The following is an 18209-nucleotide window of genomic DNA, read 5'->3' as shown; positions in this document are numbered from 1 at the left end:
GCCGACCCTTTTGCCGACGCCCCGCCGCGCCTCGAAAATCCCGCTATTCCGCCCCGCTTGCCTTGGCCGCCGGCCTGGAATAGGATGCGTCCCCTTTGACCCGGCCCGTCCCGGGTCTTTGGTCTTTTCCCCAGGGAGCCGGCCGCACAGCGCCGACCCGAACGAGGTATACCCACATGCGCTTAAGCCCCATCGAGGACGCCATCGAGGACATCCGCGCCGGACGGATGATCATCCTCGTCGATGACGAAGACCGTGAAAACGAAGGCGACCTCACCGTCGCCGCCGAAAAGGTCACCCCGGAAATCATCAATTTCATGGCCACCCACGGCCGCGGCCTCATTTGCCTGTCGCTGGCCCCCAATCTCGTGGACCAGCTCGCCCTGCCCATGATGACCCAGGACAACAAGTCGCCGTTTGGCACCGGCTTTACCGTCTCCATCGAAGCCAAGGTCGGCGTCTCCACCGGCATCTCGGCCTATGACCGGGCCACCACCATTTTGGCCGCCGTGGCCGACGGGGCCGTGCCCGAAGACCTCGTGACCCCAGGCCATATCTTTCCCCTGCGCGCCCGCGAAGGCGGCGTGCTCGACCGCGCCGGCCAGACCGAAGGCAGCGTGGACCTGGCCCGGCTGGCCGGCCTCAAGCCCGCCGGCGTCATCTGCGAGATCATGCGCGAAGACGGCAACATGGCCCGGATGCCGGACCTGATCGAATTCGCCGAGAAGCACAATCTCAAGATCGCCTCCGTGGCCGACCTCATCCGCTACCGCATGCGCTACGGCCACGTGGCCGTGACCAAGGTGGCCGAAGCCACCCTGCCCACGGCCTTCGGCTCTTTCCGCGCCGTGGCCTTCGAGGCCAGCTCGGACAAAAAGACCCACATCGCCCTGGTCAAGGGCGACATCGTGCCCGGCGAACCGGTGCTGGTGCGGGTGCACAGCGAGTGCCTGACCGGCGACGTGTTCGGGTCGCTGCGCTGCGACTGCGGCAACCAGCTGCATGAGGCCATGCGGATGATCGAAGAGGAAGGCAAGGGTGTCATCCTCTACATGCGCCAGGAGGGCCGGGGCATCGGCCTTGGCAACAAGATCAAGGCCTACGCGCTGCAGGACCAGGGACTCGACACCGTGGAGGCCAATCTGAAGCTCGGCTTCAAGGCCGACCTGCGCGAATACGGCACCGGCGCGCAGATTCTGGTGGAGCTCGGGATCAGCAAAATGCGGCTTATGACCAACAATCCCAAAAAGATCGTGGGACTGGAAGGCTACGGCCTGGAAGTGGTCGACCGGGTGGCCATCGAGACCTGCCCCTGTTCGGAAAACACCTGCTACCTGACCACCAAGCGCGACCGCATGGGGCATATCCTGCATCTGCCGGACCCCGACTGCGGCCAGGCGAAGTAAACTCGGACATCAATCCAGACGACGGCCCGGCCGTCAGGGAGAACAGCCATGCTGCACGTGAGCACCATCGAAGGCCAGCTTGACGCCAAGGGACTCAAATTCGCCCTGGTGGCCGGCCGCTTCAACGACTTCATCACCGAACGCCTGGTCGGCGGGGCCGTGGACTACCTCGTGCGCCACGGCGGCGACCGCGCCGACCTGACCATCGTGCGCGTGCCCGGGGCCTTCGAGATTCCCCTGGCCGCCAAGAAACTGGCCGCCTCGGGCAAGTACCATGGCATCATCTGCCTGGGCGCGGTCATTCGCGGCTCCACCCCCCACTTCGACTTCGTGGCCAGCGAATGCGCCAAGGGCCTGGCCCATGTGATGCTCGACGCCAACGTGCCGGTGGGCTTTGGCGTGCTGACCGTGGACAACCTGGAGCAGGCCATTGAGCGCGCCGGCAGCAAGGCCGGCAACAAGGGCGTTGAAGCCGCCTCGGCCGTGCTGGAAATGGTCCGCGTTCTGGAACAGATTTAGTGCGGCGTTCGCAAAAACCGCTCCTGTTTTTTGGTGAAGGACAACAACGGGCGCAACCCGTTGTTGCGCCAACAGACAACGCGGCGTTTCCGAACGCTTGCATGAGCTACGCGCCCGCCTCGCCGTCCCCCGGCGCGGCGACAACACTCTAGACTCCTTGCATGTCCCCCGGGCTTCCGGCCGGAATCCCGGGGGACGCATCGCCAGGCAACGACACCATGACCGAATCCGACGACAAAAAGCCCATTGTTTCCCGGCGTAAGGCCCGCAAACAGGCCTTCGAATTCCTCTATGGCCTCAGTTTCGAGCCGGCCGCCGACGAGCGTTCGCTGTTGCGACTGTTCAAGCGCTGTCCCCACGACGTGGCCGAGGGCGAGGACGACGCCGGCCACGAATTCGCCTGGGAGCTGGTCCTTGGCGTGTGGCGCAACCAGCGCGACATCGACGCGACCATTGTGCGCTTCTCCAAGAACTGGAAAATCTCGCGCATCGCCAAGGTGGAACTGACCATCCTGCGGCTGGCCGTGCATGAAATTCTAAGCCGCCCGGACATTCCGCTGCGGGTGTCGCTCAACGAAGCCATCGAACTGTCCAAGCGCTACGGCGACGAAAACTCCCGCAACTTCATCAACGGCATCCTCGACGCCCTGGCCAAGGCCGTTGACAGCGGCGAATTCGGGATTCAAAAGGATTTGTAAGCAAGCAATCCGGTATCTGGAGCACTGGCGATGAACATGGAAAAGGTCCTGGCCGATCTGGCCGCCCTGCCGCCGCAGGCCATGGAAGAGGCGGCCGATTTCATCGCATTTCTGCGGGCGCGGCACGGCTCGGCCGCGTCCGACGCTCCGGCCGGAACCAAGTTCGCGTCGGGCGAGACCTTTTTCGGCCTGTGGCGCGACCGCCGCGACCTGTCCGATGCGAGCGCCTGGGTGGACGGGTTGCGGCGCGACGAGTGGAGACGTTAAGCGTGCCCAACGTCGTGCTGTTCGACACCGACGTGCTCATTGACTACGGACGCGGCGACCCTCATGCCGCCGCCGTTCTTGACGCCGCGCACCAGGATGGAATTTCGGCCGTCAGCGTCATCGTTCACTGCGAACTGCTGGCCGGCTGCCGGGACAAACGGGAACAAGGCATCCTGGACGCCTTCATGGCCGGTTTTCGTTGCGTCCATATTGACGCGAACATTTCCGGCGGCGCGCTGGGCCTGTTGCGTCGCTACCGCTTAAGCCATGGCCTGCGTCTGCCCGATGCGCTCATCGCGGCCACGGCCCTGGCCCACGACTGGCCGCTGGTGACAAAAAACCAGAAAGATTACCGTTTCATCGAAGGGCTTCAGCTTCCGCCCTACTAAGAACTCGACGCGCCGCCCTTTGCCCGGTGTGCGCTAAGACTAATTTTGCGCCAAGGAGCGTTTCCCCATGAGTAAATACGTGCCCGAGGACGTCGAACGGAAATGGCAACGCATTTGGGAGGAAGGCGGCCACTTCCACGTGGAAGCCGACCCTTCAAAGCCCAAGTACTACGTCCTGGAAATGTTCCCCTACCCCTCGGGGCGCATCCACATGGGGCATGTGCGCAACTACTCCATCGGCGACGTGGTGGCCCGGTTCAAACGCATGGAAGGCCACAACGTCCTGCACCCCATGGGCTGGGACGCCTTCGGCATGCCGGCCGAGAACGCCGCCATCAAGCACAAGCTGCATCCCGCCGCCTGGACCATCTCCAACATCGACTCCATGCGCACCCAGCTGCAGCGCCTGGGCTATTCCTATGACTGGCGGCGCGAAATCGCCACCTGCCACCCCGGCTACTACGTCCACGAGCAGCGCTTTTTCCTGAAGTTCCTCGAAAAAGGTCTGGTCTACCGCAAGCACTCGCCCCAGAACTGGTGCGAGACCTGCGGCACGGTGCTGGCCAACGAACAGGTCATCGACGGCTGCTGCTGGCGCTGCGACCAGGCCGTGGTCCAAAAGGACCTGGAGCAGTGGTTTTTGCGCATCACCGACTACGCCGAGGAACTGCTGGCTGACCTCGACCAGCTCGTCGGCGGCTGGCCCGAGCGCGTGCTCACCATGCAGCGCAACTGGATCGGCAAGTCCGTGGGCGCGGAGATCACCTTCAAGCTGGCCGAACCCGTGGCTGGCTCGGAGGGCGTCACGGTCTTCACCACCCGGCCGGACACGCTGTTCGGGGCCACCTTCATGAGCCTGGCCGCCGAGCATCCCCTGGTGCCGAGCCTCATCGCCGGCAAGCCCCAGGAAGCGGCGGTGAACGCGTTCGTCGAAAAGGTCCGCAACATGGACCGCATCGTGCGCTCGGCCGATGATCTGGAAAAAGAGGGTGTTTTCACCGGGGCCTACTGCGTGAACCCGGCCACGGGCAAACAGATTCCCATTTACGTCGCCAACTTCGTGCTCATGGGCTACGGCACCGGCGCGGTCATGGCCGTGCCGGCCCACGACCAGCGCGACTTCGAATTCGCCCGCAAGTACGACCTGCCCCTGACCGTGGTCATCGAACCCAAGGGCGAGACCCTGGACGCCTCGGCCATGACGGCGGCCTATACCGATCCCGGCGTGCTGACCGCTTCCGAGCAGTTCACGGGGATGGACAACGAAGCGGCCAAGGCGGCCATCATCGACTGGCTCGACGGTTCCGGGCGCGGCAAGAAAAGCATCAATTATCGCCTGCGCGACTGGAACATCTCCCGCCAGCGCTACTGGGGCGCGCCCATCCCGGTCATCTACTGCGAGTCCTGCGGCATCGTGCCCGTGCCCGACGCCGATTTGCCCGTGGAGCTGCCCCGCGATCTGGCGCTCATGCCCGACGGCCGCTCGCCCCTGCCCCATTCGCCGTCGTTTACCGACGTCGCCTGCCCCAAATGCGGCGGCAAGGCCCGGCGCGAGACCGACACCCTGGACACCTTCTTCGAGTCGTCGTGGTACTTCGCCCGCTACGCCTCGGCCCGGGAGGCCGGCCGGCCGTTTGATCCGGCCGAGCTGGCCTACTGGCTGCCCGTGGACCAGTACATCGGCGGCATCGAACACGCCATTTTGCACCTGCTCTACTCGCGCTTTTTCGTCAAAGCCTTGCGCGACCTCGGCTATGTTGGTTTCGACGAGCCGTTCGCCAACCTGCTGACCCAGGGCATGGTCATCAAGGACGGCTCGAAGATGAGCAAGTCCAAGGGCAACGTCGTGGACCCGGATCTCATGATCGGCAAGTACGGGGCCGACACGGTGCGCGTGTTTATCCTCTTTGCCGCGCCGCCGGAAAAGGACCTGGAGTGGAGCGACACGGGCATTGAGGGGGCTTCGCGCTTCCTGTCGCGCCTGTGGCGCCTGGTGACCGAGGAGCTTTCGGGCGTGCTGACTCCCATGCCGGCCTGCGCTCCGGCCGAGGTCCTGAATCTGGACGGTCTGCCGCCCCTTTTCGCCGAGCTGCGCCGCCGCGAACACGCCGCTGCCGCCAAGGCCGGGGCCGACATCCGCGAGCGATTCCAGTTCAACACGGCCATTGCCGTCGCCATGGAGCTGGTCAACTTCCTGTACGCCAACGTCGAGGCCCTGCGGGCCGAGCCCAAGGGGGCCAAGGCCGTGTCCTCGGCCGTGGCCACGCTGCTCACCGTGCTCTCGCCCATCGCCCCGCACATCTGCGAGGAGCTGTGGCAGACCGTGGGCCACACGAGCCTGCTTTTGAACGAACCCTGGCCGACCCACGATCCGGCCGCCCTGACTTCCGACACGGTGGAAATCGTGGTGCAGGTCTGCGGCAAGCTGCGCGGCAAGCTCACCGTGCCGGCCGACGCCGACAACACCGCCCTGGAGCAGGCCGCCCTGGCCGAGCCCAACGTGGCCAAGCACATCGAAGGCAAGACCGTGCGCAAGGTCATCGTGGTGCCGGGCAAGCTGGTCAACGTGGTGGCGAACTAGGCCGCCGACTGCGCCGTCAAGAACGCCAAAAGCCGGGAGGACTTCCGTCCTCCCGGCTTTTCTATTTTGGGATGCGGTAAGGTTAGGCCCGGTCGCTCCAAGCCCCGCAGCCGGCCCCAGGGCCGGTCAGGGCCGCCCTGGCCGCCCGCAACAGAAACGAGGAACGGCTGACGCCTTGCTCCCTGGCTCGGGCGTCAATGGCCTCCAAATCCGCTTGGGGCAGCATGACGTTGACACGCACGTTTTTCGGCCTGGCTTCCGGCAGGGACACGAGCACGGCCACGCCGTCGGCGAAATCGGGATGGCGCGCCACGGCGTCCAAGGTCATGGGACGCGGCGGCGAAAGGCCCTCCTCGGCCAGGCCGCGCACATGCAAGGCCAGGGCCTCGGCCGCCATGCGCCGGGCTTCCTCCAGGGTCTCGCCGGCCGTGACGCAGCCGGGAAAATCCGGGAACGACACGCCCCAATCCGAATCCGCGTCCTTGTGGATGACGGCGATATAGTCCACGAAATCCTCCTTAGGACCGCAGGGAGATGCCGGCTTGGCGCTCGATGCTGCGCAGGGTGCCGGCCGGAAGATCTTTTTTCGGATGCGGCGCCGTCACCCGGCCCGGCTTGACGGCGTGCTTAAACTGGAGATGGGAGACGGCCTGGGCGACGCGGAACCAGCCGTCGGCTTCAAGACGGCGTATGATCTCCCGACTATCCATCCGTGTGTAAAATCACACACGGCGAGCAAAAGTCAAGCCGCCCTCAGGCCGCTGTCGGCGCAGCGCGCCGCTTGCGCAGCGGCGCGCCGGTCAGCACGGCGTACAGCTTCGGCGTAAACCGCGACAGGCCCCGGGCCAGCCAATAGAGCAGGATCAGGGCGACCAGACCCGGCAGCATAAAGGCGACGAGCTGCGCCGCCGCGCCCTCGGGCCGCCATACGGCCAAAAGCCTCGTCTGCAGGATCGATACGGTCGGCTCGTGGGTCAGGAAAATGAAAAAGCTCGCCGCAGCCATGCGGTGCAACAGCCCGCTGCCCATGATCCAGGGCTGGCGCGACAGACACCACAAGGCGACCACGCCGAGGATCTGATAGAACCGCTTGCCCACGGCATAGGCCACCACGTCCTGGGTCAGCCACGGGGCCAGCCCGACCACGGCCGTGGCCAGGACGAAAAGCGGCAGCACCCACCGATCCAGCCGGGCCGTGTCGCCCAGGTCCAACCCGGACCGGGCCAGCAAGCCGCCGCAATAGAACCAGAAGGCGAAGCCGCAAAAGCCGTATTCGTCGGCGGGACGCTCAACGAACCACAAGACGAACAGTAGCGCCAGTCCGGCGCGCGGCAGCCGCCCCAAAAACAGCAGAAACACCGGTGTGATGGCAAAGATCTTCAGCAGCTCACGCAGAAACCACAGCGGGTAATTGACCGGCGAAGTGTCGTAGCCCAGAAGCTTGGGCAGGATGCCGGCTTCCAGGATGTAGGAACGGCCGCCAAACTGGGCAATGCTGCCCACCCAGAGAAACCAGACGATCCAGATGGCGTTGAAAAGAAGAAACGGCAAGCCGATGGAGTAGAGTTTGCGGCCCATGAGCTGCACGTAGCCGGCCGGGGTGAGTTCGAGCTTTCGCAGCAGCAGATAGCCGGAGATGGCGAAAAACAGCGGCACGGCCAGACAGGCCGGCCCCCGGTTGAAGGCCGTGGCCGCAAACTGGACTACCGGGCCGTCAAAAGGGACCAAGACGCCCAGATAACGGCCGCCGTGGCACAGGACGATCAGCCCGATGAGCACAATGCGCAACACGTCGATGCGCGCCGAAACGCCGGCCTCGACCGGTCCGCGACAAGGGGCGAAACCGCCCGCAGGAGAAGAAAAAAGCAAAAGCACTCCGCAAGATGGGGACGAAACGCCAAGACTTCCGCCGCAGGACGGCAAGGGCAAAAGCCGCGACCACAGCCACGCAGACTGCGTCGGATCATCCCCCCGGCCGGTTACAGCACGACATGGACCCTCAAGGCCCAGGCCCGACCCTCCCGGAGACGCTACGAACGCTTGTGGGGCCTTCTACCCGTCATGATCCGCCAGGGCAAGCCGTGGCGGCAGGCGACGGCTGCCCGCCCGGTCCGGCAAGCGGCCACGGAGCCAGGGGCGTGGGCGCGCTCCAGGCCTCCCAGACCGTCCGGGTCGGCGAGGCGATGGCCCGCCAGAAAGCCGGGAAACTCGTTTCCGTGACCTCCATATGAGGACTGCCCAGGTCGAAATGGGCGGCAAAAGCCTCCCGACGGGCCGGACACTGGCCCAGATCGAGATAGGTCGCCTGCCAGTCGGCCGGGGCACGAAGCCCCCGGCCATAGGCGGCCGACCAGACGTATTCTTCCCGCCAGCCGGTTCCGGGCTTGGCCAGATCCAGAAAATAGGTGGTCACGTCGAGCAGTTCCAGCGTGGCCCGGTCGTAGGTGTGGCACTGGTAGCCGGGGTTGTTGCCGGTGATGGGCGAGATGGACGGGGCCAGCCCCATGCCGCCGGCCGGCTCGCCGCTGGATGTCTTCCAGATGCGGAAATCGTCGCGGTGGACGTGGCCGGCAAACGCCGCCTTGACGACGGTTGGCGCATAGGCGGCCAGCAGTTTGGCGTAGGCGTCGTTTTGCTCCTCGCGCAGGAACCCTTTGTAGCGGTCCTCATCCTTGCGCGCCAAAGCCGCGCCGCTGGCCATGCTGTCGTCGCCGGGCGGAATGTGGGCCATGAGCCAGACCTTTTCCCCGCGCGCCTTGGCCCCGACCAGCTCGCGCTCCAGGAAGGCCAGCACCGGGTCGCCCAGGGCCGCGTCCGGGTGCTTTACGGACAGGAAAACATTGTTGATCACCACCAGCCGCACGCCGCCGGCCTCGGCCAGGGTCACGGCGTAACAGCCGTACTGGGGATAGGTGGCCCCGAAATCGGCCCGGGCCGATTCGTTCGGCAGCAAGGCGGCCAGAGCCTGGACGGTCAGGGAAAGGTAGGGGCTGTGGGCCGCGATGCGGTAGTCGCCCTCCACGCTGTCGTTGTTGCCAAGGGCCGCGTAGACCGGCACGCCCGGAAAACGCCGGGCCACTTCGCCGAAGAAATAGGCCACGGTCTTTTGAATAAACGCCTCCAGCCCGGCCTGGGTCGTGTCCTTGGAGAGCTTGGGATACAGCGTCCAGAAATCGTGGCACAAGAGGTCGCCCGGGAAAAGGATGAAGTCCGGGCGCGGATTCCTGGCGGCCATGTCGTCCAAAAACGACTGGAACAGGGCGTTGTTGGTGTCCTGGCCGTAGGGCGACAGCCCCGGCTTGGACCGGGCCAGGATGGCCCGCCACCACTCCACGGGCGAGCCGGCCAATTCGCGCACCAGGGAAGGATCGGCAAAGGGCGAAAAGTGGACGTCGGAAAACAGCGCAAAACGCCCCGTGGCTCCGGGCTGCGAGGCCGTATAGGATGCGGTCGGCCCCAGGGGGCACGACTCGTCGGCCAGGGCCGGCCAGACAGCCAAAGCCAGGCAGGCCAGAACCGCCCATAGTGTCCGCTCCGTCAGCCGCCCAAGCCGAACCACACACTCCCGACCCCGCGCACTTTGCCTGCCCATGCCGCCCCCCGCATTGTCTTTTTCCGGTCGTTGTCCCAGCCAGACCCCAGAGCCGCCCCTTCTCCGCTTCTTCGATTTCTTCCATGCCCCGGCCTTCCTGGCAACCCTGACGACAGAGATTGCGACTCTTCCGGCCCGGGAATACGGCCTGCTCCGGTTCACGGACGCAACCGCAACAAGGCGCTACGCCGTAGCAAGCAATTTCGTTTGACGACCAAAATGAAATTGATTATCGCTCTCGACACGGAGACGCCATGCAGGAACAAGTCATCGAAATTCGCGGCTTGCGCCACAGTTACGACGGCCGGGTCATCCACAAGGGCCTCGATCTCGACGTGGGGCGCGGCCGGGTGGTGGGCCTGCTCGGCAAAAACGGCGTGGGCAAAACCACACTCATCAACATCCTCATGGGCTTCCTGCGGCCGGCGGCCGGGCGCTGTCTGGTTTACGGCGAACCTTCCCACGCCCTGTCCCCGGCGACCAAAAGCCGGGTGGGACTGCTGTTCGAAGGCCACCTGGCCTACGATTTCATGACCATTGACCAGATCGAACGCTTCTATTGCCGCTTCTACCCCCGCTGGAACCCCGGGCGATTCCGCGACCTCATGGCCCGGCTGGGGCTGCCCGGAAGCCACCGCATCCGCCACATGTCCGAGGGGCAACGCTCCCAGGTGGTCCTTGGCCTCATCTTTGCCCAGGAACCGGATCTGCTCATTCTCGACGACTACGCCATGGGCCTGGACGCCGGCTATCGCCGCCTGTTCGTGGATTATCTGGCCGATTTCGCCCGGGAAGGCAGGCGCACGGTGTTTTTGACCTCCCATGTCATCGAGGACATGGAGCGGCTGGTGGACGAACTGGTGCTGCTGCGCGCCGGCGGCGAGGCCCGGCGGATGCCCCTGGCCGCTTTTCGCGACGACTTTCGCTGCTACATTTTGCCCGGCAACGCCCGCGAGGTTCCCCGGGCCGGCGGAGCCATCCACAACGTCGAGCGGGCGGCCGGGGGGCGCTACGAAATCTTCAGCTTCGCCGATGCGCCGGAGGTGGCCAAGGCCCTGACCGCCGCCGGCGTCTCGCCCGAGGGGCTGGCTCCCCAAGCCATGAGCCTGGAAGACGCCTTTGTCGGCTACACGGGGCGGTATTAGCTCCGCAACACCACGACCGTATCGGCAACAACCGCCCGTGCCGCGAGGTGACGGCGACGGCCATACGTTTCCAAGGATGGGGCACGAGCCATGACACGCGCGCTTTTCTGGAAAGACTGGCTCAAGGTCCGGGCCGCCTTTTTCGCCCTGGCCGCAGCCCATGCCGCGGCCGGGGTCTGGGCCGTGGTCGCCCTGCGGGCGGCCTTTGCCGCTGAGCATCCCGAATCGGTCTGGTATCAGGCCGCCGTGCTCGGCAACGTCTCCTTCGACATCCTGCGCCATCTGCCCTGGGCCGGCGGCCTGGCTTTGGCCTGCGCCCAGCATCTGCCCGAAACGCGGGGCAAGCGGCTGCGCCTGACACTGCATCTGCCCGTGACCATGGAACGAGCGCTTTCCTGCTCCCTGGCCCTGGGACTGGGCCTTTGCGCCTGTCTGGCCGCCTGGGACCTGGCCGTGGTCGGGCTCTCGGCGGCCGCGCGGTTTCCCCGGGAGATCGTCACGGCCCACCTGGCCGCCCTGGCCCCTTGGGAAGCGGCCGGATTGGCCGCCTATCTCGGGACCACGAGCCTGCTTTTCGAACCGACCACGGCCGGCCGGGCGCAACTGCTCCTCGTGGCCGCCAGCGTGGCGGCGGTGTTTCTGCTCCCGGCCGCGCCCGGAGCCTGGGGCCATCCCGGGGCCCTGGCCCTGGGGCTGACGCTGCTGGCCGCCCTGGCCGCCGTGCCGTTTCTGGCCGTCTCCCGCCAACGCCTCACCGGCAAGAACCAATAAGGCCCCGCCATGCCCGCCGCCGCCCTGGGCCGGATCGCCCTGGCCCTTGCTACCTGCCTCGTGGCCGCCGTCTGGCTGCCCCTTGGCCTCGACGCCCTGTTTGGACTGCGCTGCGTACGCAGCATCGCGCTTTTCAGCCCCGTGGCCGGCCAGTTCCTTTTCCGCGAGTACCTCAGCCCCGGCCAGGAAGCCGCCCTGACCGCCGCCGAGGCCGGGCTGGCCGAACATGGGCTGCTGCACCGCGACGCCTCGGGCAAAGCCCTTTCCCGCATGGACTTCGAAAACGCCCTGCCCTTCCAGTACGCCGAAAGCCTGCGGGTACGGGGGCTTTTACCCGTCACCATCCAAGGCCGGGAATTCGACGCCGAGGCCCTGCGCCAGGGCCGGCTCATCCTGGGCATCCGACCGGCCGATGTCGCCGGGGGCCGGCCCGACCCGGGGCTGTACGCCCTGCTCGACTCCCGGCCCGACCGGGTCACCCTCGTCTTTCCCGAGGACCGCTTCCGCCTGGCCGGCCGTCTGGAATTTGTCAACGCCGACCACAACGCCCCGGACCCGGCCCTGTCCGAGGCGGTCAACGCCGCCCTGGCCGCCGCCGGCTTCGTCTTTCCGGCCACGGCCGCCTACGGCCGCGACACGTTGCTCAAGCCCTTCGACGCCGGCTGGTTTCTCACCGACGCCGCCGGCGGACTGTATCAGCTGCGCCGGGTGCGCGACCTGCCCCAGGTCGCCCGGGTGCCCCTGCCATCGGGCGAGGCCGTGGCCCATGTGCAGGTGCAGGAGGCGGCTGGCGGGACGGCTCTGGGCCTTGTGGTCGGCACGTCGGGCACGGTCTACTGGCTCGGCGGCGACCTCGGCCTTCGAGCGCTGCCCTGCCAGGGCTACGATCCGGCCCGCCACTGGCTCAAAGCCGTCATCGATCCCTTTGGCGACGCCTGCATCGTGGATGACGCCGCCGCCGTCGCCGCCGCCTACCGGCCGGCCGGCGGCGGGCCGGAAATCCGGGCCACCCGGGCCGTGCCCTCGGCCGCGTCCGGCCCCGGGGCCATGGTTTCCTGGCTGTTGTGCCCGCTGCGCCTGACCCTGGCCCCGGAAACGAGCGCCTTTGTCGCGCCGACCCTGGCCGTGGGCGGCCTGTGGTCGGTCCTGGGGGCCGGCCTGTGGGCCGCCGTCGCCGGGGCGTTTGCCTGGAGAAAGGGCGGGGCAGCCGCCGTGCCCCTGGCGGCCGCCTGCGGCGCGGCCGGCGGACTTTGCGGGCTGGCCACGGGCTTTTGGACGCCACACAAACCTTGCGCTTCGCCGCTTCACGACACCCCTGTCGCCTGCCCAGCCGACGCCCCTAACGGCTGATCGACCACGCCCTTGGGCAATATTGACCGCAAAAAAGCGCGGCGACCGCATCCCGGCCGCCGCGCTGCCAACATTTGCCGCCCCTTCCAGGGCTTGCGCCCATCGTTACGGCAACGCCGCTTACTGTTCCCCCAAGTGGGGGGGCCGGGGGCCTCAGGCCCCCGGCCGCCGGAGGCTTCTTCCTCTTATTCCTCGCCCGCCTTGGGCGGGGTGTAGTCGCACAGGGGTTCCGGGGCCATGTAGTTGCCGGACATGGTCTGGGCCCGGGCGCGGCAGCCGCCGCAGACGCGGTGGTACTGGCACACGCCGCACTTGCCTTCGTACTCCTCCTTGTTGCGGAACTGGAGGAACTGCCGCGAGGTGCGCCAGATTTCCGGGAACGGCTTTTCGCGCACCTGGCCGCAGTCGAGATCGAGATAGCCGCAGGGCTGGACCTGGCCCACGGCCGAGATGAAGCAAAAGCCGGTGCCGCCAAGGCACCCCCGGGTCATGGCGTCCATGCCGAAGGTGTCCGGGGTGACGGCCAGGCCCTCGGCCTTGGCCCGCTGGCGCATGATCCTGTAGTAGTGCGGAGCGCAGGTGGCCTTCAAGTGCATCGTGGTGGTCTTGCGGAAGTCGTAGAACCAGTTGAGGACTTCCTCGTATTCCTTGGCCGTGATGATTTCGGCCCCAAGCTGGGCGGCCCGGCCGGTGGGCACCAGCAGGAAGATATGCCAGGCAGCGGCCCCGAGCTTTTCGGCCAGTTTGAAGATCTCCTTGAAGTTTCCCATGTTGTGCCGGGTCACGGTGGTGTTGATCTGGAACTCCATGCCGGCCGATTTCAAGTATTCGATGCCGCGAAGGGCCCCTTCAAACGCGCCGGGCACGCCCCGGAAGTCGTCGTGGTCGGCGGCGGTGGGGGCGTCTATCGAGATGGAGCAGCGGGCAATGCCCGAGGCCTTGATCTCCCGGGCGTTTTCCGGGGTGACGAGCGTGCCGTTGGGGGCCATGACGCAGCGCAGGTCGCGGCTTCTGGCGTGGCGCACGAGGTCGAAGATGTCGGGACGCAGCAGCGGCTCGCCGCCGGTGAAGATGATGATGGGGCTGCCGGTCTCGGGGAAGGTGTCGATAAGCGCCTTGGCGTCTTTCGTGTCGAACTCGCCCGGCCAGGGATCGAGGCAGGCTTCGGCCCGGCAGTGCTTGCAGGCCAGGTTGCAGGCCCGGGTGACTTCCCAGGCGACGAGGCGAAGCGGCGGCGCGCCGGCCGGGCCGGTCTGGGGGTGGCCGCCCGGATGCCCGAGGGGATGGCCGCCGGGGTGGCCGGAGCCCATGCCGTGGGGATGGCCGGAACCTTTGCTGTGGGGATGCTGCATATGGCGTGGGCCGCGACAACGTGCGTCGCGGCGTCCTCCTTGGCGGGAATTTGCCGCCAGCTTGGCGGCGACGGTCCGCTCAATATAACGGTTGGGGCGGGTGAGGCAAGGCAGGGGCGGGGGCTTGCCGGGGGAGGGGCGGCGGGAACGGCCGGGGGCATCGCCCGGGCTGATGTCGCTGCCCGCGCCCGCCGGCGGCAGGGCGCGGCGAAGGCCCCTCGCCGGGAAACCCTGTGGCAGCGAGGTCGCGGCGGCGCGGCCAGGCCACGACCGCCTTGACATTTCACGGAAAATACCATCCATCATGGACACTCTGGCAGCCAAGGAGCCGTTCATGAAATCCGCTGCGACCGTTCTTGAATTCGTTGCCGCCTGCTTTGTCGTCGCCTGCCTTGCGCTTTTGCCGTCCGTGCCGCGCGCCGCCCACGGCGAAACCCTGGCGCAGTTCCAAAAGAGCAACACGGACAAAAGCATTACAATCCAAGGCAATCAGATCAAATTTTACGACCTCGACGTCACATTCAAGAAGAGTCGCGACCCTATGACGCCCTGGGTCGTCGATGCCGTGTACAAGGGCAAAAAAATCCTCAAGTCGGCCCAGACGACCGACACGTTCAAGCAAACGGAAATCGCCGTCAATTTTCCTAAGCAGGGCATGTCTACCCTGGTGCTCAAACTCTTTGACGGCGGAGCCAGCTGTTGCTGGGCCCATGAAGTATTCACCTACAACGGTGTATCCATCAGCTATGCCCAGGTCGCCATCGGCTGGGGCGGTTCCTTTTCGCCTTTTGCGCAGGACGGCTTGCTGGAAACCGTTGACCACAGTTTAAACGGCTTCAGCGACATGGCCCCCAACGACGTCGTCATCGATTATTATCCCGGTTCCCACCCCGCCCCGATCCGCTACGGCGTTTTCGCCGACGGCGGCTGGCGTCCCGACAAGCCGGGCGAATTCCCCAAACGGTACGAAGAACTGGAAGCGGCGGCCAAGAAAGCGGCCACCGCCGCCGGCTCAAATGAGCAAAAACACCTCGAAGCCGCCACCGCTGCCTACTACTGCCTCATGGCCGGCAAGGCCAAGGCCCAATGCCTGGGCGACCTCAAGGCCAACCTGCCCCAGGGCTACCAGCCCTTGGCCGGAGCGCTGCTCGACGCCATCGACACGTCGGTCCAGAAGTTCAGTTTTCATTAATCCGGCGTCAGGCTTGCCCCGCGCTCCGGCTCCCGGCCCAACGTCCGGCCGACGCGCAGGGCGCGGCGGCCTCGCAACTCCAGCCCCGGCCGCCGGCCGGAAGCCGCCGGCGGCAAAACGAGACCGCCTCGGCCCGCAACATTCAGCCCAACGCCTCTTCCAACGAAAAACGGCGTCCGGAAGCCTCGCTCCCGGACGCCGTTTTCACGTGGCCGTCGCGCCACCCTATTTGATCCAGGGCAGCACTTCCTCGGCGAAGTAGGTAATGATCATGTCCGCGCCGGCCCGTTTGATGCCCAGGAGCGCCTCAAGCACCGAACGCTTGGGGTCGAGCCAGCCGTTGGCGATGGCGGCTTTGAGCATGGCATACTCGCCGCTGACCTGATAGGCGGCGATGGGCGTGTCGAAATTGTCCCGCAGCGCCCGCAAGACGTCGAGATAGGGCATGGCCGGCTTGACCATGAGGATGTCCGCGCCCTCGGCCAGATCGGCCGCGGCCTCGCGCAGGCCTTCGCGGAAGTTGGCCGGGTCCATCTGGTAGCCCCGGCGGTCGCCGAAGGCCGGGGCGCTGTCGGCGGCGTCGCGGAAGGGACCATAGAAGGCCGAGGCGTATTTGACGGCGTAGCTCATGATGGGGATATGGAAAAAGCCGGCATCATCGAGTGCTTCCCGGATGGCCGCCACCCGGCCGTCCATCATGTCCGAGGGGGCCACGATGTCGGCCCCGGCCCGGACATGGCTCACGGCCGTCCTGGCCAGCAGTTCCAGGGTCGGGTCGTTTCGCACCTCGCCGTGGGCGTCGAGCAGGCCGCAGTGGCCATGGCTGGTGTATTCGCACAGGCACACGTCGGTGACCACGGTGAGCGAGGGGTAGGTTTCCTTCAGGCGCGTGACGGCCCGCTGCACGATGCCGTCGTCGGCGTAGGCTCCGGTGCCGGCCGGGTCTTTCTTGGCCGGCAGGCCGAAGACGATGGCCGCCCGAAGCCCCAGGTCCATGGCCTGGCCCACCCGGGCCACCAGCCGCTCCACCGAGAACTGGCTCTGGCCGGGCATGGATTTGATGGGCTTTTCAAAGTCGGCGTCCGGGGAATCGACCACGAAATAGCCCTGGATCAGGTCGGCCGGGCGCAACTCGGTCTCGCGGACCAGGTCGCGCAGCCCTTCCGTGCGCCGCAGACGACGGCCACGGTGGAAATCACCGATATTCACGATACACCTCTTTTCTGGAATGTGGATCAATGCTTGCGGACAGGGAAAAAGGCGCTGACGATCTCTTCCACCTGGGACAGCCCGGCCTCGGCCAGCTCGCCCAGGCGCTCGGGGGCGACGCCGATCCGCTCCCAGGCCGGGGCGTCGAGGATGGGCGCGACAAAGGAGGCCGGCGGCGAAATGCCCATGCCCACGGCCATGAAATCGGCCACGTGGAGGATGGCCGGCTCGACATTGCCGGCGCAACTGGCCGGCTTGTGATGGCAGGCCACGCAGGACACCAACGCGTCGGGGAACTTCCAGGCCCGCAACAGCAGCCCGCCGACCAAGGGATGGGAAAACCCCATGACCTCTTCCTCGGCGGCGTAGAGCGGCAAGCCGTTGGCCTTGGCGTAGTAGATGGCCTCCACGGCCGCGTGGGGCATCTTCTTGAACAGCACCAGCCGGCCGATGTCGTGGAGGATGCCGGCCACGAACAGCCGTTCGGCCCCGCCCTGGCCGGCCGCCGCGCCCAGCAGCCGGGCGTAGACGCCCACAGCCACGGAATGCTCCCAGAACGTGCGCATGTTGATCAGTTCCGGGGGAATGTCCTTGAAGGCGTTCATGGCCGAAATGCCGAGCACCAGGGTGGAGATCTCCTGGCCGCCGATGACCATGACCGCCCGGGAAATGGAGTCGATGCGCTGGGGCAGCCCGTAAAAGGGGCTGTTGACGAGCTTTAAGAGCTTGGCCGAAAGGCTCGTGTCCTTGCTGACGACGTCGGCCACCTGGCTGGGCGAGCTGGTGGGCGAATCGAGGATCTGGCGGATCTTGAAATAGATGTCCGGGAAAGACGCCAGCTTGACTTCGCTGGTGACGATGTCCTTGACGCTGCCTTCCTCGCGGAAAAACATGTCGGGCATGGACTCGGCCCGGGGACTCGGAAAAATATCGGGCAAAAGCGGCGCGCCGGCGGCCAGTTCCCGGGCCTGACGCAGCACGGCGGCTTCGTAGACGGCGGCCACGGCCGGATGCTCGACGTCGTTGGCGGCAAAACGCCTGACCACGTACTGGGCGCTGGCTTCGATCAGGGCCGGGTCGAGATTGGCCGCACTGGCCATGGCCTCGTCCTGGCCGCTGCCCACGTCGGCCTGGACCACGCCGCGACGCCGCAGGCTGGCGATATGGCTCTCGGTAAGGACGATCCCCTTGGGCAACAGCATGTTGCCGTCCGGCCCCTTGAGATCGGAGGCCAGGGTCATGCCGGATTCCAGGGCGTCCACAGGCAACCAGGCCACGGTCTCCCCCTTGCCGGCCGCCCATGCCGAACGGCGGCCAGTCGTAATCGCAACACTATTCCTTTTTCCCGTGCACGGTCAACCGGGGAAGAGGCTTTACAGACCGGCGGCCCGGGCGTATGAAGCCGCCGGGAAAACACACGGCCGCCCGGCCAGCAAGGGGATGCGAGATGAGCGCCACTGCCGCCACTGTCAAGAAAGCGAAAGAAATCGAGACCGTTGTCGCTGACATAAACCTCTCCGCCGAGGAACGTCTGGCCATCGCCGTGGAGGCTCTGGCCGACATCGTGGCCGAGAACGACCTGACCTGCATGCGGGCGCTTTTCCGTATGCGCCGCCGGGCCGAAGTCGCCCTGGCCCGCGTCGCCGCCGCCGACCATCCCCGCCACTAGGCGACCGCCCCTTGGCTGGCCCAACCGCCGGCCCCCCGCCCCGGAACCCCACCGTGCTTGAAACGGCCC

Annotated in this window: 18 protein-coding genes; 11 read left to right on the top strand and 7 right to left on the bottom strand. The window is 66.4% G+C overall.

Going from position 1 to position 18209, the window contains the following annotated elements:
* Positions 1-176 precede the first annotated feature (176 nt).
* The 6 genes from DMR_RS02135 to leuS all read left to right on the top strand — a co-directional run bounded on the left by DMR_RS02135 (position 177) and on the right by leuS (position 5860).
* The gene (locus DMR_RS02135; protein WP_012750035.1) at positions 177-1406 is read left to right on the top strand and encodes a bifunctional 3,4-dihydroxy-2-butanone-4-phosphate synthase/GTP cyclohydrolase II; all 1230 of its coding nucleotides are present in this window, start codon (positions 177-179) and stop codon (positions 1404-1406) included.
* Between the two features lie 48 nt (positions 1407-1454).
* The gene (ribE, locus tag DMR_RS02130; protein ID WP_012750034.1) at positions 1455-1925 is read left to right on the top strand and encodes a 6,7-dimethyl-8-ribityllumazine synthase; all 471 of its coding nucleotides are present in this window, start codon (positions 1455-1457) and stop codon (positions 1923-1925) included.
* 218 nt (positions 1926-2143) lie between these two features.
* Positions 2144-2623, top strand: coding sequence for a transcription antitermination factor NusB (gene nusB / locus DMR_RS02125; protein WP_012750033.1), 480 nt, complete (start codon positions 2144-2146; stop codon positions 2621-2623).
* Between the two features lie 30 nt (positions 2624-2653).
* The gene (locus DMR_RS02120) at positions 2654-2890 is read left to right on the top strand and encodes a hypothetical protein (protein WP_012750032.1); all 237 of its coding nucleotides are present in this window, start codon (positions 2654-2656) and stop codon (positions 2888-2890) included.
* Positions 2891-2892: 2 nt separating this feature from the next.
* Positions 2893-3279: a type II toxin-antitoxin system VapC family toxin gene (locus DMR_RS02115; RefSeq protein ID WP_043599863.1), complete on the top strand. Its 387-nt coding sequence runs from the start codon at positions 2893-2895 to the stop codon at positions 3277-3279.
* A gap of 67 nt (positions 3280-3346) precedes the next feature.
* Positions 3347-5860: a leucine--tRNA ligase gene (leuS, locus tag DMR_RS02110; RefSeq protein WP_012750030.1), complete on the top strand. Its 2514-nt coding sequence runs from the start codon at positions 3347-3349 to the stop codon at positions 5858-5860.
* Positions 5861-5942: 82 nt separating this feature from the next.
* On the opposite strand, the gene DMR_RS02105 is transcribed toward leuS, so the two are convergent.
* The 4 genes from DMR_RS02105 to DMR_RS02090 form a co-directional block, all read right to left on the bottom strand.
* The gene (locus tag DMR_RS02105; RefSeq protein WP_012750029.1) at positions 5943-6368 is read right to left on the bottom strand and encodes a type II toxin-antitoxin system HicB family antitoxin; all 426 of its coding nucleotides are present in this window, start codon (positions 6366-6368) and stop codon (positions 5943-5945) included.
* A 10-nt stretch (positions 6369-6378) separates the two neighbouring features.
* On the bottom strand, positions 6379-6570 hold the full coding sequence (locus DMR_RS02100; protein ID WP_012750028.1) for a type II toxin-antitoxin system HicA family toxin: 192 nt from the start codon (positions 6568-6570) through the stop codon (positions 6379-6381).
* Positions 6571-6613: 43 nt separating this feature from the next.
* Entirely contained in the window at positions 6614-7735 is a 1122-nt protein-coding gene (locus DMR_RS02095) for an acyltransferase family protein (RefSeq protein WP_407636333.1), read from the bottom strand.
* 184 nt (positions 7736-7919) lie between these two features.
* Positions 7920-9419 (bottom strand): metallophosphoesterase, encoded by a 1500-nt coding sequence (locus DMR_RS02090; protein ID WP_232502866.1) that lies wholly within the window; start codon positions 9417-9419, stop codon positions 7920-7922.
* A 287-nt stretch (positions 9420-9706) separates the two neighbouring features.
* Between DMR_RS02090 and DMR_RS02085 the strand changes: the two genes are divergently transcribed.
* The 3 genes from DMR_RS02085 (at position 9707) to DMR_RS02075 (ending at position 12718) form a co-directional block, all read left to right on the top strand.
* Positions 9707-10597, top strand: a complete 891-nt coding sequence (locus tag DMR_RS02085; protein ID WP_012750025.1) for an ABC transporter ATP-binding protein — start codon at positions 9707-9709, stop codon at positions 10595-10597.
* A 90-nt stretch (positions 10598-10687) separates the two neighbouring features.
* The gene (locus DMR_RS02080; RefSeq protein ID WP_012750024.1) at positions 10688-11368 is read left to right on the top strand and encodes a hypothetical protein; all 681 of its coding nucleotides are present in this window, start codon (positions 10688-10690) and stop codon (positions 11366-11368) included.
* Positions 11369-11377: 9 nt separating this feature from the next.
* Positions 11378-12718, top strand: a complete 1341-nt coding sequence (locus tag DMR_RS02075; protein WP_012750023.1) for a DUF4857 domain-containing protein — start codon at positions 11378-11380, stop codon at positions 12716-12718.
* A 185-nt stretch (positions 12719-12903) separates the two neighbouring features.
* On the opposite strand, the gene ahbD is transcribed toward DMR_RS02075, so the two are convergent.
* Positions 12904-14070: a heme b synthase gene (gene ahbD / locus DMR_RS02070; protein WP_012750022.1), complete on the bottom strand. Its 1167-nt coding sequence runs from the start codon at positions 14068-14070 to the stop codon at positions 12904-12906.
* 334 nt (positions 14071-14404) lie between these two features.
* Here ahbD and DMR_RS02065 point away from each other — a divergent pair, with 334 nt between their 5' ends.
* Entirely contained in the window at positions 14405-15262 is an 858-nt protein-coding gene (locus DMR_RS02065; protein WP_012750021.1) for a hypothetical protein, read from the top strand.
* Between the two features lie 225 nt (positions 15263-15487).
* Here DMR_RS02065 and hemB read toward each other — a convergent pair whose 3' ends face one another.
* Entirely contained in the window at positions 15488-16471 is a 984-nt protein-coding gene (gene hemB, locus DMR_RS02060; RefSeq protein WP_012750020.1) for a porphobilinogen synthase, read from the bottom strand.
* Positions 16472-16497: 26 nt separating this feature from the next.
* Positions 16498-17748: an HDOD domain-containing protein gene (locus DMR_RS02055; RefSeq protein WP_012750019.1), complete on the bottom strand. Its 1251-nt coding sequence runs from the start codon at positions 17746-17748 to the stop codon at positions 16498-16500.
* Positions 17749-17918: 170 nt separating this feature from the next.
* On the opposite strand from DMR_RS02055, the gene DMR_RS02050 reads away from it, so the two are divergent.
* On the top strand, positions 17919-18140 hold the full coding sequence (locus DMR_RS02050) for a hypothetical protein (RefSeq protein WP_012750018.1): 222 nt from the start codon (positions 17919-17921) through the stop codon (positions 18138-18140).
* Positions 18141-18209 lie beyond the last annotated feature (69 nt).

It is taken from the genome of Solidesulfovibrio magneticus RS-1, assembly GCF_000010665.1.
Classification (GTDB): domain Bacteria; phylum Desulfobacterota; class Desulfovibrionia; order Desulfovibrionales; family Desulfovibrionaceae; genus Solidesulfovibrio; species Solidesulfovibrio magneticus.
Note: the sequence above shows the minus strand (reverse complement) of the source record. Positions and strands in the feature narration are given on the sequence as shown.

Bases quoted from the DNA above. Each gene is read 5' to 3' on its own strand.
- DMR_RS02065 (WP_012750021.1), top strand. From the start codon at position 14,405: ATGAAATCCGCTGCGACCGTTCTTGAATTCGTTGCCGCCTGCTTTGTC.
- DMR_RS02100 (WP_012750028.1), bottom strand. From the start codon at position 6,570: ATGGATAGTCGGGAGATCATACGCCGTCTTGAAGCCGACGGCTGGTTC.
- nusB (WP_012750033.1), top strand. From the start codon at position 2,144: ATGACCGAATCCGACGACAAAAAGCCCATTGTTTCCCGGCGTAAGGCC.
- DMR_RS02135 (WP_012750035.1), top strand. From the start codon at position 177: ATGCGCTTAAGCCCCATCGAGGACGCCATCGAGGACATCCGCGCCGGA.
- ahbD (WP_012750022.1), bottom strand. From the start codon at position 14,070: ATGCAGCATCCCCACAGCAAAGGTTCCGGCCATCCCCACGGCATGGGC.
- leuS (WP_012750030.1), top strand. From the start codon at position 3,347: ATGAGTAAATACGTGCCCGAGGACGTCGAACGGAAATGGCAACGCATT.
- ribE (WP_012750034.1), top strand. From the start codon at position 1,455: ATGCTGCACGTGAGCACCATCGAAGGCCAGCTTGACGCCAAGGGACTC.
- DMR_RS02075 (WP_012750023.1), top strand. From the start codon at position 11,378: ATGCCCGCCGCCGCCCTGGGCCGGATCGCCCTGGCCCTTGCTACCTGC.
- DMR_RS02050 (WP_012750018.1), top strand. From the start codon at position 17,919: ATGAGCGCCACTGCCGCCACTGTCAAGAAAGCGAAAGAAATCGAGACC.
- DMR_RS02085 (WP_012750025.1), top strand. From the start codon at position 9,707: ATGCAGGAACAAGTCATCGAAATTCGCGGCTTGCGCCACAGTTACGAC.
- DMR_RS02080 (WP_012750024.1), top strand. From the start codon at position 10,688: ATGACACGCGCGCTTTTCTGGAAAGACTGGCTCAAGGTCCGGGCCGCC.
- DMR_RS02120 (WP_012750032.1), top strand. From the start codon at position 2,654: ATGAACATGGAAAAGGTCCTGGCCGATCTGGCCGCCCTGCCGCCGCAG.